Raw genomic sequence first — 12,508 nt, 5'->3', positions numbered from 1 at the left:
GCCCGTGCTATTTCGGGCATGCCTCCAAAAGCTCCGCTGTTGCGGTTGCATCAGCCTTGCACAAGACAGCGGCCAGATTTGCGGCGTGAACGTAGAAGCTGCTGGCACTTTTCGGCAAGTGGCTAGTCAGACGTTGGGCAAATTCGCCCACCCAACAACCTAGATGCTCGGCTAGAAACATCGCCTGACGGCCGAGCGCGACCTTTGCGCCAGGCATATCGTCCGAAGAGGCGCACGCCTTCGCTTCGTCGCACAACGCTGCCATGAACGCGAGTTCGGTTGCGATATGGTCGTCGGGGACGTGCGGGTAGCCTGCCGCGGCGAACCCAGCGGCGTGGTATGCGGCACGAACGTCGAGCGTGCTTTGCTGAAATACCAGTTCTTCGCCACATGCATATACCGATTCCCAAGGCGATGCAGGAAGTTTCCCCGGGCCGATAAACAGGCGCGTATATTCGTTTGCCAGGCTCGAAGCGTTTGCATCGAGCGCCAATGCCGCCTGAAGTTCGACGCAGAGCGCCGTGAACTCTTCCATTTCTGGCGAGTCGGCGCCAAAGAACAGTTCGAACTGTTCGCGCGCTGCGCCGAGCGTGGTCTCGATGAGCGTCTCATCAGGCACATCGCTAAACACACGCCATAAATATTGATAGATGAACGCGCGGTTTGCGCATGCGTTCGCAATGATCTCGTTTGCTTCCATAGCGGTTCCTTCCCTTCGAACTATGATACGCGAAAGCCGCGCCAGCTGGGAGGGATACTGGCGCGGCTTGTTGGAGGGCGTGTGCTTTTACAGGATAACCTTGCGGAAATCGTTCTCGAGCGCCGCCGGGCGAGCGTCGATGAGGGTATGCGGGCCCGTTTGGGAAGAATCGGGCAGAATCGCAATTTGGTCGACGGCATCGGGATGCGCTGCAACCAGGTCATCGTAGACGCCGAATTCGAGTGCGCGCATGGGGCATGCGGCCACGCAAGCGGGCTGCTCGCCGTTCTGGCGCAGCACGTAGCACGCGTCGCACTTGTGCACCATTTTCTGCTCTTCGAGGTACTGAGGCACGCTGTAAGGGCACGACTGCACGCAATATTGGCAGCCGATGCACTTCTCGTCGTCGTGCTGTACGGTGCCGTCGGTCTCGTCGATATACATGGCCTCGGTCGGGCAGGCCTCGACGCATGCGGGGTTCTCGCAATGGTTGCACGTCGCTGCGTAATGGTACGACTTCACCGAGGGGAACTCGCCAACCTCGAAGTCGACCACGTGGCGGAACAGGGTACCAACTTCGAGATCGTTTTTATCTTTGCAGGCGACTTGGCAGGTCTTGCAGCCAACGCAAGAATTTTGATCGAAATAGAAGCCCATTCGCTTGGTTTCTTCAGTTGCCATGATTATTCACCATCTTTCAGGGGCATGCGAGCAGGCAGGTCGGCGTCGGCTCCCAAAGCGGTGCCCGTGTATTTTTCAATCTTGCAAAGGGCGGAGTTATAGCCAGATACCGCAGCGCCTGTCGGGGTTTGCGCGATGAGGTAGTTGTCCGCACCGGCCTGGTCGATGCCTGTTTCTTCGTCGACCTGCACCCACGCGCCATGAGGCAGGGCGACAACGCCTGGGCGCACGCGTGCGGTAACGGTTGCAGGGCGCACGCATTTGCCTACCGGGCTCGTAAGGAGCACCGTATCTCCATCGGCAATACCGGCCGCTGCTGCGTCTTCGCGAGAAATGAAAACCGGATTGGTCCATGCTTCGCGCAGCCACGATACGTTGTCGAATGCGGTGTGTGCGCGGCGCAGGTAATGCGGATTGATTACCTGCAGCGGATATTCGCCGGGGGTCTTGCTGCCCCAATCGGCGAAGCTGCTTTCGTAGCCGTTTGCAACGGGGATATAGGTAGGAATCGGCTCAATGGTGCTCCAGCCAATGGCATTGACCATGTCGGCCCACGATTGGCTGTAGATTTCGAGCTTGCCGGACGGGGTGTCGACGGGATTCTTCTCGGGGTCTTTACAGAAATCCTCGAGGGCAATGTAGCCGTAGTTGTCGCCCACGTGGCGTTCCACCTGGTATACGCCGCGCTTCATGAGCTCGGTGTATTCGAGCTCGCCATCTTGTGCAGATCCGTCAACGCCGAGCGCCTTGATGTCATCGTCGGTGACTTTTACGGCGTTCTTTTCGGTTTTTCCGTCGGCGTCGATGACCTTCATCGAGGTGAGCACGTTGAAGAACTGCTGCTCAGCGTCGAACGGATAGATGTCTTCCTTCTTTAAACCGAGCTTCTCGCCGAGCTCGCAGGCGATATCCTGGTCAGATTTGCTCTCGAACAGCGGGTCGATGATGCGCTCGTATGCCTGTACCATTTCGCGATTGCTCTTGTGGACGAGGTTGCCGCCGATAAGACCATGGGCGCGCTCCCATTCCGTGGAAATGGGGAGCACGATGTCGGAGTAGCGGGCCGACGTCGTGTAGAACTGCGCGTGGCTTACTACCATGTCGACCTTGCGGAAGGCCTCGATGCCCTTCGCCATGCCAACATTGGTCTGCAGCTTGTTGCCGCCGTTGCTGTAAATGACGTGAATGTCGATGTCGCGCTGCTCAGCGGGATCGTAGTGGCCCGTGCCGGTGAACTTGTAGTGGCCGTTCAGAATCGCATCCCAAATCTCGTTGCCGTTGATGGCGTCGTCAACGGGGTTCTCAATTTTAGGAAGGCCGTCTTTGCCGTTCGTGACCAACGCATAGCCGCCATTGCCCGACGTGCAGTGCATGGTCGTGCCAGTCATGTGGCCCGATTTGCCCATATGGCCGCCCATGGCGCCAATCGTCATTACGAGTTGCGGCAGGCTGTCCACGTTGTTCACGCGGGCATTCGCTGCGGAGCTCAAGAAGGCGACCTTGTTCTTCTTGCCCATGGTAACTGCGAGTTTGCGAATCGCATCGGCTTCGATGCCGCAAATCTCGCTTGCCCATTCGGGCGTTTTCGGCGTGCCGTCATAGGTGCCCATGACGTAGTCTTTGAAGTTTTTATTATCCTTGGCGTCGGCCGGCATGTGGTCGGCGTCGAAACCGACTGTGCACTTATTCAGGAAGTCCCAATCGATGATGCCTTCCTTGTCGTCTTGCTCGAGCATCGCATATGCCAAGCCGAACATGAAGGGCATGTCGGTTGCGGGGCGAATAGGCAGCCATTCCGCGTCGAGCGCTGCGGCGCTTTCGCAATACATCGGGTCGATGTAGATGAATTTTGCGCCAGCCTTTTTGGCTTCAAGATAGTTGAGCATTTGGCTGCCCGCGGCCGACCATGCGGGATTCATTGCCATCATCACGATGGTTTCGCAATTGCGCAAATCGTAGCGGTCGTTAATGGTTTGGTCGGGCGTTTTGTTTACATTGAAGCCGATAATGTTGGGGCATTTGTCCCATGAGCCGTAAGAATTGGTGTCCCAGAAGTTAGTGAAACCACCGAACAGGCCGAGCGTACGGGTGAGCTCTGAATTCCAGCCCTTGAGCAGCAGGATGGAGCGGTTGCCGTATTGCTCTTTGGCCTTCTGCAGCCCATCGGCGATGTATTTGTAAGCTTCATCCCAGCTGATGCGCTCCCACTCGTCGATGCCGCGTAAATCGCCGTTCGGATTGTCGGGCGACCAATTCTTGCGCTTCATGGGGTATTTCAGGCGATCTGCCGCGAAAACCTGTTTGCGTTGGGCGTGTCCGCGCAGGCATGAGCGCTGCTGCGGATAGTCGGCGCTGTCCTCGTGGCTGTCGTCGGTTTTTTGGCGAACAACGACGCCATCTTTTACCAGTACTTTGTTAACGCAGCGGCCGCCGCAGTTGTGCCAGCACGCCGCCGCCTTCCATTCGCCGCTGATGATATCGCGGCCGTCGGAGCCTGTCGTTACCGCCGCTTCTTCGGTCTTTTCGACCTTGTTGGTGGAACATCCCGCCAAGCTCGTTGCCGCCAACGCAGCCGTAGCAGCAGCGGTCGTCGCCACGAAGCCGCGACGGCTCATCTGCGTTGCTTGCTGCACGCGATCGAGATAGCTCATTGTTTCCCCCTTCTTCAATTCCCCCTCGAGCGCTTCGCGCTCGCCTTTCTAGTCTTTCGACCTAATATCAGGTTACGAATCGCGCCGATTAATGACAATGCAGCTTTTATTGAGTGTTTCTTACCGAAATCTTTCCGAATTATTAATCATCGTTGAGGAGTGAATTATTTTCGGTACAAATAACAATTATTGCCCACCCCTCTCTGCGCTAAACTCGTCTCTGACCTCAACTTATTCTCATTCGAGAATTATTCTTAACAAAAAATTGATTGACCCTGTTTTTGTTAAGAATTAAAATTTCTATCGAGGGAGAACTCTTCAGGGGGAAGAGTTCCAATTGAATAAAGGGGGAGAGATGGGTATCACCGATACCGGCATCAGCCGCCGCAAGTTTATGCAGGGGAGCATGGCGGTTGCCGCCGGCGCCGCTGCGCTTTCTGCGTTTGGCTGTGCCCCAAATGCCGAGGTCAAGAAAACCGATAAGACCGAGGCAGTGAACCCGGAAGAAGGCGGAACGTGGGTTAACGCAGCTTGCTGGCACAATTGCGGCGGCCGTTGCGTGAACAAGGTCATGGTGAAAGACGGCGCTGTCGTTCGTCAGAAGACCGACGACAGCCACGAAGATAGCCCTGACTACCCGCAGCAGCGTGGCTGTGTGCGCGGCAAGGCACAGCAACAGCAGTGCTTCGGCGCCGACCGCATTATGCACCCGCTTAAGCGCAAGGGCTGGCAGCCTGGCGGCGGCAGCAACTCCAATGGTGAGAACCGCGGCAAAGACGAGTGGGAAGTCATTAGCTGGGACGAGGCAATCGACCTTGCGTGTCAGGAAATCAAGCGCATCTCCGACGAATACGGCCCCACGGGCTTCTATTGCAAATCTCCCGATCCCAGCATTAACGTGATGTGCGGCTGCGTGCGCGGCTGGGATACCACCTCGCACGGCACCTACACGCTTGGTGCGGAAATGATCGGCCTGCCGAGCTGCGGCCTTGGCAACGCCAACGATCGCTTCGACATGAAGAATGCCGAATACATCATTATGTACGCTTCGAACCCGACGTGGTCTGCCGCCGGCACCCCGACGTATTATTACATTCAGGCCCACGAGGCCGGCGCGAAGTTCATCTGCGTTGACCCGCTGTACAACGCTTCTGCTCAAATGCTCGACGCCGACTGGCTGCCCGTTCGCAACGGCACCGACATGGCCTTCCTGTTGGCCACGGCCTACGAGATGCTTCGCCTCGACGAGGCCGAAGGCGATATCGTCGACTGGGACTTCCTGCATACCTACACGGTTGGCTTCGACGCCGAGAGCATGCCTTCCGACGCTAAGGTGAACGAGAACCTGAAAGATTACATCTTGGGCACCTACGACGGCACGCCGAAGACTCCCGAATGGGCATATCCCATTTGCGGCATAGAGCCCGAGAAGATCACCGCGTTCGCGCGCATCATGGGCAAGAACAACAAGACCATGCTGCTGCACAACTACGGCATGGCCCGTTGCAACGGCGCCGAAATGATTCCTCAGATGATTGTCGCTTTGGGCGCCATGGGCGGCCACATGGGCAAGTCGGGCCACGCAACTGGCTCCGCCTACCATGCGAACTGCGGCAACGCGGGCCCGGTGCTCGTGAAGGCAGGCAGCGCAACCATGCCCAAGACGAAGAACCCCTGCTCGACGGGCGTGCGCCAGCCGCAGCTCTACGAACTCATCAAGAACGGCGGCGGCGACGTGCTCGACGTCTCCAACGCGTATGGCAGCTTCCACGAGGGCATTCCTACCACGCTTGGTCCCATCAAGGGCATCTTCCACTCCACCGACGCAACGCTTCAGACGTCGCTCAATCAGAAGGAAGGCATCGAGGCCCATCGCGCGGTCGACTTCGTGCTTACTCGCGCGCAGTTCATGACCACGAACGCCCGCTATTCCGACATTATTCTGCCGGTCACCACTGAGTGGGAGCGCGTTGGCGGCGTGACTTCTTCGAACCGCGAATTCGTGTACTGCTACTCCCAGGTCACCGAGCCTATCGGCGAAGCCAAAACCGACCAGGAAATTGGCACGCTGCTGCTCCAGGGCATGGGCATGGATCCTGCGCTTGCCTACGATAAGTCGGAAACCCAGCAGTTCTTCGAGCAGATTGCCGGCTGCCAGGTGCTTGGCGACGATGGCGAAATGAAGCCCCTCGTTACCATCACCGCCGACGACATTCAGAAGATGGGCGTGGAAGGCGAGGCCCAAGAGGGCGTCATTTCCATGGACGAGTTCATCACCAACGGCGGTTACCAGTACGAGCGCACTTCCGATGACGGCCATGGCTTCATCGGCTGGAAGAGCTTCGTGGACGACCCCGCGGGCAAGCCGCTTAAGAGCAACTCCGGCAAGATTGAAATCTACTGCCAGCAGCGCTACGACCTCATGGCTTCCTACGGGTATCCGGGCGTTGAGCAGTACAAGCCGTACCCGACGTATGTCACTCCGTGCGTTGGCTACGAATCCACGTTCAAGGACGGCAAAATCGGTGGCGAGAAGGGCGATTACCCCTTCATCATGTACAACCCCCACTACCTGCGTCGTTCCCATACGGTATTCGACAACTGCCCGTGGCTGCGTGAGACGTGGGCGAACCCCGTGTTCGTCAGCCGCGAAGATGCGAAGGCCAAGGGTATTTCCGACGGCGACACCGTGCTCATTAGCACGCCTGCCGGAAAGGGCCTGCGCCGCGCTGCGGTTCTCGACATTTTGCTGCCTGGTGTTGTGGGCGTGCCCCATGGCGCTTGGGTCGACGTCGACGAGAAAACCGGCATCGACCGCGCCGGTTCCGACAACTACCTGATTGGTGCGGAGTACGGCGGTTTTGGCGTTTCTGGCTACAACAACCAGATTTGCAACATTGAGAAGTACACCGGTGACGCGCTTGAGCCTGACTGCGAGTGGCCGCAGCGCATCGTGAACGCCTAACGGCGCAAGGGGGATACCATGTCCATTGGATTTTACTTTGATATGAGCAGGTGCACTGGTTGCCGTGCATGCCAGATCGCTTGCAAAGACAAGAATCGTCTTGAGGTTGGCACCATCTACCGCAACGCGCACACGTTCTCGGTTGGGTCGTTTCCCGAGGTGAAGTGCTACAGCTACTCGGCGAGCTGCAACCACTGCGAGTCGCCCGCATGCATGGCCGCATGCCCCACGGGCGCAATTGACAAGCGCGAAGACGGCGCGGTTATTCTCGACCGCGAAGTGTGCAAGGGCGATGGCGCCTGCGTTGAGGCTTGCCCCTATGGCGTTCCGAAGCTGTGGGAAGACGGCAAGGCTGGCAAGTGCGACAGCTGCTACCTTATTCGCGAGGCTGGCGGCACTCCCGCATGCGTTGCGGCGTGTCCGAATCGCGCACTCGATTTTGGCGAGGTTGAAGAGCTCAAGAAGAAGTACGGCGATGCTCTGGTGAGCGATATCGCGGTTCTTCCTTCGTCTGACAAGACCAAGCCCAATGTATACATCAACGCGAAGGAAACGGCGACCGAAACCGGCTTCACCGAGGTTGATTGGTAAAACAAGGCGTGCCTGGAGCCCGGGAGGCTTGTCTTCCCGGGCTTTTTTCGCATAAGGGAGGAAAACGGTGCCCAACATTAGCCTGAGCTCGCGATGCAACCTGCATTGTCCGTATTGCTTTGCGCGCGGTTCAATGCTTCGGTATGTCGGCGTTCGAGAAGGTCGGCATTCGCGACTACGCCAGCGTCGACGACCTCGCGGCGCATTTCATGAGGCGAATCGATCGGCCCGCATACCGCATTAAGGTGATGTCCGAATGCGAGAATTGCCATTTGCGCCGCACGTGGTTGTGCTGCCAGGGCTGCATGGGCTATAAAATGGTCGAGATTGGGAAAATGAACGCCGAGCGGGGAGAATGAATCGGCTTCGCAAGGAGGGAACCTATGAACGAGAACACGATCGAGCGCATCGGCATGGCGCTTGCCGACAGGGCGTACGCCTACCGATTGTTCCACGTTGCGCTTGGCGCGGAACCGAACGCGGAAGAGCTGGGCGTTCTTTCGAGCGAGCAAACGCGCACGGTGTTCGGTCGCTTGGCTAAGGCCGACGTGGCGAATGCGAAGCGCCTTGCGACCTGGGATGAAGGGCTTAAGATCGATTCGACGTGTTCGGATGCCCTTACGCGCATGGCGGAATTGTGCGCCGTTTTAGGCGAGCGCCAGGCGAATGATCCGGCATACGCTGACGCGATGAAAGTCGCATTCAACAAGCTGTTTATGGTGCCTGGCGGTTCGTACGTATACCCGTGGGAGTCGCCCTATTTGGGCAAAGACGCGACGCTTTTCAAGGAAAGCACGCTCGATGTGCGCGAGCGTTACGCGAAATACGGCTTTGAGGCCGAAATGAAGGGCCATTTCCCCGAGGATCATATTGCCATGATGATGCAGTTTCTTGCGTGCTTGGCCGACGAGTCGTACGAGGCGTTTGCCGATGGGGATGACGCCCGCGTGCGCGAATTGCTCGGCGCCCAGCAGGCGTTTGTGTTGGCGCATGTGGGCGAATGGCTCGAATCGTTCAACGAGGAACTCTATCGCAAAGACGAATCGGGCGTGTTCTTCCAGATTGTCGAATCGCTGCGCGCGTTTGTCGCGTGCGACGTCGATTTCGTAGGCGAGTTGGTTGCTTCGGGCGAGCTGGAGGGCTAACGCTGTGGATGCGAAGGAGTACATTGTCGCATTTGACGAGGTGAAAGCCGATTTTGAGAAATCGGTCGCGGAATTCGGTTTGCCGTTTGAGGCGAAGGAGACGCAGCTTCGTGAGACGCGCGTGTGCGTGGCGGAGCAATGCGGCTGTCATTGCGAAAACGGGAATGCGAGCTTGTGGCGGAACTGGATTTCGCCTGCGTGCGTTGCATGCCGCACAGGCGAGCGAACGGCGACGTTCTTCACCTCGCTCAAGTGCTCGCGGCATTGCTATTTCTGCTTCAATCCCAACCAGGAAGACTACGAGTATTGGCTTTCGCATAAGCGCGACATTGCGGGCGAGCTGCGTGAGGCGCATGCCGCGGGTGCCGGTTTCGATTGCTTGGCGATTACCGGTGGCGAGCCGCTGCTGTTCAAAAGCGATGTGTATGCGTTTCTCGATGCGGCGCGCGAGCTGTACCCGCAGGCGCACGTGCGCCTGTATACGTGCGGCGATTTTCTTGACGATGCGTGTTTGGCAGAGCTGCGCGATCACGGCTTGGACGAGATTCGCTTTAGCGTGAAGCTCGATGGCGATGAGGCCCTTGCGCCCGAGCACGCGCGCACGCTCGACGCGATTGAGCGCGCGGTTGCCTTCATCCCCGATGTTATGGTCGAAATGCCTGTTGGTCCGCATGATGGGCTGGCGATGAAAGAACTTCTGGTGCGTCTTGACGCGATGGGCGTTCGCGGCGTGAACTTGCTGGAATTCGGCTTTCCGCTGTGCAATGCCGAGGCGTTTGCCGAGCGCGGCTTGGAGCTTCGCCAAAACCCGTATCCCATTCTGTACAACTATTGGTATGCGGGCGGGCTGCCCATCGCGGGCAGCGAGGCGGAATGCCTGGAGCTTATGCGGTTTGCGGACGAGCGTGGCCTGCGCCTGGGTGTGCATTATTGCTCGCTCGATAATAAGAACACAGGACAGATTTACCAGCAAAACAAGGGCTTCCTGCTCGATAAGGCGTTCGCGGCAGCGCATGGCTGGCTCCATTTTGACGAGGGGGATTATTTCCTGAAGTGCGCGAAGGTCGTTGGTGATGATGCGAGCTCGGTTCTCGGCTGGGCTTTGGGGGAGGACCTTGTCGCGGCGGAGCGAGATGCGACGAGCGAGCAGGTCGCGGCTGGTGAGCAGAGCGCGCCAGGCGAGCAGGGCGAGACGGCAGAACCCGATATGAAGAGCGAGCGGGTTGTAACGGTCGAGCAGGCTGTGGAAAACGAACGAAACACAGCGGGCGAGCGGGCTATGACGAATGAAGCGCCCTCGGCGGCTGTGCGCTTTGTTGATTACGACGAGTCGACGCAGGTGGTGGCGTTCCCTTGCGCATGGCTGCCTGACGCGCGAAACGCGTTTCCGGCCGTCGATTTCATCGAGAGCCTGAATGTGGTTGAACTGGACGACTCGGGTATGCCCGTTGTGCGCGAGGTGGATGCTCGAATCGTGTTGTAATAAGTCAGAATTTCGATGCAATAATTATTACGTTCGCGATAATGCTGTTTTATTGCTCATAATTATCATGTTCGCTATAATTTATCCCGTAAAACCATGAATTATTACGGACGTGATAATATGAAAATTTACGATGCGGCCGATTTTGGGCGGGCGGTAAGGACGTTCCGCAAAGCGAAAGGCTACACGCAGCAGCAAATTGCCGACCTGTCGGGGTGCAGTCTTATGTTCGTCTCGAACCTCGAGCGCGGAAAGGAAACGGCCGAGCTGGGTAAGGCGCTCGCTGTTCTTGCGACGATTGGCGTCGACGTTCGCGCCGACGCGAGGGGTGGTGCGAAATGAGGTTGGGCATCGGGGTCGAATTCGACGACGGTTTATCCCGAACTGACTACTGCCATGGCTTGTATGCTGGCGAAAAGAAGCGACTCGAAGCTGTCGAACGGGCGGATTTTGTTGAATTGGGGCATTCCATGGGATTGAGTCGTAGGGCGGCTGAAACGCGCATCGATATGTTGCGTGATCGCGTTGTCGCGGCGTTTGAAGCGCAAGCCGCCGACAGCGCCGATAGTGAAATCGCGCGGGCGATTGCATGACAGTCGAAAAAGCGCATCGATAAGCTGGCCGTGGTATAAGGGCAACGCAAGTGCGCTCGTCAAGCTTCGTAGGCACGTCGTCCGCCTGCGTTCATCGGTTTCGCTAGTACCAGGACAGTGTACTCGATTGCTCCAGCTTGCCTGCGCGGTTCATGCGCCTGACATGCGCGAGCATCTGGCCCGTGCACATGCCGTCGTCATCGGGGGACTTTTCAATGACCGAAGCCTCGCCTGTAATTCGGTTGATAGATGCCAGACCTGCTCGATTCGCGCCATTGGGCAGGTATTCGTACGTGGCCGTTGTGCCACCGTCCGTTTTCTTCGCAAACGTCAGCATCGATTGTCCATTCGACTATCGCGCGATCAGCATTCGGTCGCTTTTCAGCAATTGTATCGTGACTCGTCTTGGGCGTTTCTCTTTTATTTGAATTGAGGGAGGGGTGAGCAGTTCCTTGTATTCGCGTCGTTGCTGTAGGCGCCTATGTGTTGGCGTGGGGATGTTATAGGAGCCCTTCGATCAGGTCGATGAGCTCTTGCTGCGAATGGATGGCAAGTTTGCGGTATATGTTTGCGGCGTGCGTCTTCACCGTCTCGCGGGCGAGGTGAAGCTCCTCTGCCGCACGTTCCTTGTTTCGCCCTTTTGCCAGAATTAGTGTCACGTCGACCTCGCGCGGCGTCAGTGCGAATTCCGACGAAAGCCTTTTCGCGATGGTGGACCTTTCGTCGGTATCGTCTTGTCCCGGGCATATTGCGCCCCAGCCCGATGAGGAGTTCTTTTCGTCGAGGAATACTAGCGAGCACATCGGTAGGGCAAACGCCATGATGGCGGATATTTCTGCTGTGGGCGCGTCTGCGCTGGCGAGCCAAATGACCGAATCAAACAGGAGCATTGCCGCTATTTGGCCAGCGACCAGAAAAAAAGTCGAAAGCGCCACAATCCATCCCGGCGAACATCCCAGATCGTGTGAGAAGTGCGCGTTGAGGCACGTCATGATGATGTAGACGTAGCAATATCCGGCGGTGAATATAAAGCCGCAGATCGTCGCGTTGCTCGGGACGCAGCATAGCAACAGGAATCCTATGGCCATAAGGGGATGGCCCACCTTATAGAGTAGGTGGTTGAAATCGAGCTTGAGCGGGATGGCGGTCAAGGCCAGCAGCACCGCGCCTGCTAGAAAAGCGATGGAGCACAAAACAGGAAGTGCGATGGACCCTTGGCGGCTTACCGACGACACCGTGTCGGCCATAAATCCGAAGGCCAAACCCTGCACGAGACATGTGACGGCATAGCGTGGCGGAAAATTCGGTCTGCTGTTCAAACCATGGGTATAGTAGCGGTCTTTCCGAAAGTCCCTTTGGGCTGTCGCGAGAAGCGCACACGCGATTGCGGGGGAAACCGTCAACAGTGCGTCGGACACTGCGGTTGGTAGCATATTGCATAGGGAGAGTAGCATCGTGCCGCATATCGCGCCGGCTATACCAGTGCTCAGAGCGCTTCTGGTTCCAGTTTTCGCGAAGAACCTCCCCATTTCTACGACGAACGCCGCCGACCCCACGCCGATGAGGCAGCTTGTGTGTTTCGTCAAGAGGATTTGAGCAAAAAGAGCATCGGAAATTGAGCAGCCTGAGCATCGGAAGTGCGCACGCTTTCTGAGCGGCTAGCCCTCCTGCATGAGGGCATGGCGGACGCGGTAGGACT

12 protein-coding genes are annotated in these 12,508 nt (G+C 57.5%); 7 read left to right on the top strand and 5 right to left on the bottom strand.

Annotated features, from left to right (window positions below):
* Nucleotides 1-7: 7 nt before the first annotated feature.
* The 3 genes from DMP05_RS08400 to DMP05_RS08390 all read right to left on the bottom strand — a co-directional run bounded on the left by DMP05_RS08400 (nt 8) and on the right by DMP05_RS08390 (nt 4,032).
* The gene (locus DMP05_RS08400) at nt 8-700 is read right to left on the bottom strand and encodes a TorD/DmsD family molecular chaperone (protein WP_123220025.1); all 693 of its coding nucleotides are present in this window, start codon (nt 698-700) and stop codon (nt 8-10) included.
* Between the two features lie 87 nt (nt 701-787).
* Nucleotides 788-1,381, bottom strand: coding sequence for a 4Fe-4S dicluster domain-containing protein (locus tag DMP05_RS08395; protein WP_114615690.1), 594 nt, complete (start codon nt 1,379-1,381; stop codon nt 788-790).
* A 2-nt stretch (nt 1,382-1,383) separates the two neighbouring features.
* Nucleotides 1,384-4,032 (bottom strand): molybdopterin-dependent oxidoreductase, encoded by a 2,649-nt coding sequence (locus DMP05_RS08390; RefSeq protein WP_123220024.1) that lies wholly within the window; start codon nt 4,030-4,032, stop codon nt 1,384-1,386.
* Nucleotides 4,033-4,387: 355 nt separating this feature from the next.
* Between DMP05_RS08390 and DMP05_RS08385 the strand changes: the two genes are divergently transcribed.
* The 7 genes from DMP05_RS08385 to DMP05_RS08355 all read left to right on the top strand — a co-directional run bounded on the left by DMP05_RS08385 (nt 4,388) and on the right by DMP05_RS08355 (nt 10,809).
* A complete protein-coding gene (locus DMP05_RS08385) occupies nt 4,388-6,997 on the top strand; it encodes a molybdopterin-dependent oxidoreductase (protein WP_123220023.1) in 2,610 nt (869 codons plus the stop codon).
* 18 nt (nt 6,998-7,015) lie between these two features.
* Nucleotides 7,016-7,588: a 4Fe-4S dicluster domain-containing protein gene (locus DMP05_RS08380; RefSeq protein ID WP_123220022.1), complete on the top strand. Its 573-nt coding sequence runs from the start codon at nt 7,016-7,018 to the stop codon at nt 7,586-7,588.
* Between the two features lie 143 nt (nt 7,589-7,731).
* Nucleotides 7,732-7,947 carry a hypothetical protein gene (locus DMP05_RS08375; protein WP_123220021.1) on the top strand — a complete coding sequence of 72 codons (216 nt, stop codon included), beginning with the start codon at nt 7,732-7,734 and terminating at the stop codon, nt 7,945-7,947.
* A 24-nt stretch (nt 7,948-7,971) separates the two neighbouring features.
* Nucleotides 7,972-8,733, top strand: coding sequence for a TorD/DmsD family molecular chaperone (locus DMP05_RS08370; RefSeq protein ID WP_123220020.1), 762 nt, complete (start codon nt 7,972-7,974; stop codon nt 8,731-8,733).
* A gap of 4 nt (nt 8,734-8,737) precedes the next feature.
* On the top strand, nt 8,738-10,216 hold the full coding sequence (locus DMP05_RS08365) for a radical SAM protein (protein ID WP_123220019.1): 1,479 nt from the start codon (nt 8,738-8,740) through the stop codon (nt 10,214-10,216).
* Between the two features lie 120 nt (nt 10,217-10,336).
* Complete coding sequence (locus DMP05_RS08360; RefSeq protein ID WP_114615698.1) at nt 10,337-10,558, top strand: helix-turn-helix domain-containing protein; 222 nt, start codon at nt 10,337-10,339, stop codon at nt 10,556-10,558.
* Nucleotides 10,555-10,809 (top strand): hypothetical protein, encoded by a 255-nt coding sequence (locus tag DMP05_RS08355; RefSeq protein WP_123220018.1) that lies wholly within the window; start codon nt 10,555-10,557, stop codon nt 10,807-10,809. Before DMP05_RS08360 ends, DMP05_RS08355 begins: the two co-directional genes overlap by 4 nt.
* Before the next feature lie 103 nt (nt 10,810-10,912).
* Here DMP05_RS08355 and DMP05_RS08350 read toward each other — a convergent pair whose 3' ends face one another.
* Together DMP05_RS08350 and DMP05_RS08345 are read right to left on the bottom strand one after the other, a co-directional pair.
* Nucleotides 10,913-11,146: a hypothetical protein gene (locus DMP05_RS08350; protein ID WP_123220017.1), complete on the bottom strand. Its 234-nt coding sequence runs from the start codon at nt 11,144-11,146 to the stop codon at nt 10,913-10,915.
* Between the two features lie 163 nt (nt 11,147-11,309).
* A complete protein-coding gene (locus DMP05_RS08345) occupies nt 11,310-12,071 on the bottom strand; it encodes a response regulator transcription factor (RefSeq protein WP_161957512.1) in 762 nt (253 codons plus the stop codon).
* Nucleotides 12,072-12,508: the final 437 nt, after the last annotated feature.

The organism is Slackia isoflavoniconvertens, assembly GCF_003725955.1.
GTDB classification, from domain to species: Bacteria; Actinomycetota; Coriobacteriia; order Coriobacteriales; family Eggerthellaceae; genus Slackia; species Slackia isoflavoniconvertens.
This window is presented reverse-complemented; position numbering and strand designations above follow the sequence as displayed.

Excerpts from the sequence above, each read along its gene's own strand:
- DMP05_RS08350 (WP_123220017.1), bottom strand. The coding sequence starts at position 11,146 with ATGCTGACGTTTGCGAAGAAAACGGACGGTGGCACAACGGCCACGTAC.
- DMP05_RS08385 (WP_123220023.1), top strand. The coding sequence starts at position 4,388 with ATGGGTATCACCGATACCGGCATCAGCCGCCGCAAGTTTATGCAGGGG.
- DMP05_RS08395 (WP_114615690.1), bottom strand. The coding sequence starts at position 1,381 with ATGGCAACTGAAGAAACCAAGCGAATGGGCTTCTATTTCGATCAAAAT.
- DMP05_RS08370 (WP_123220020.1), top strand. The coding sequence starts at position 7,972 with ATGAACGAGAACACGATCGAGCGCATCGGCATGGCGCTTGCCGACAGG.
- DMP05_RS08355 (WP_123220018.1), top strand. The coding sequence starts at position 10,555 with ATGAGGTTGGGCATCGGGGTCGAATTCGACGACGGTTTATCCCGAACT.
- DMP05_RS08380 (WP_123220022.1), top strand. The coding sequence starts at position 7,016 with ATGTCCATTGGATTTTACTTTGATATGAGCAGGTGCACTGGTTGCCGT.
- DMP05_RS08375 (WP_123220021.1), top strand. The coding sequence starts at position 7,732 with ATGTCGGCGTTCGAGAAGGTCGGCATTCGCGACTACGCCAGCGTCGAC.
- DMP05_RS08390 (WP_123220024.1), bottom strand. The coding sequence starts at position 4,032 with ATGAGCTATCTCGATCGCGTGCAGCAAGCAACGCAGATGAGCCGTCGC.
- DMP05_RS08360 (WP_114615698.1), top strand. The coding sequence starts at position 10,337 with ATGAAAATTTACGATGCGGCCGATTTTGGGCGGGCGGTAAGGACGTTC.
- DMP05_RS08400 (WP_123220025.1), bottom strand. The coding sequence starts at position 700 with ATGGAAGCAAACGAGATCATTGCGAACGCATGCGCAAACCGCGCGTTC.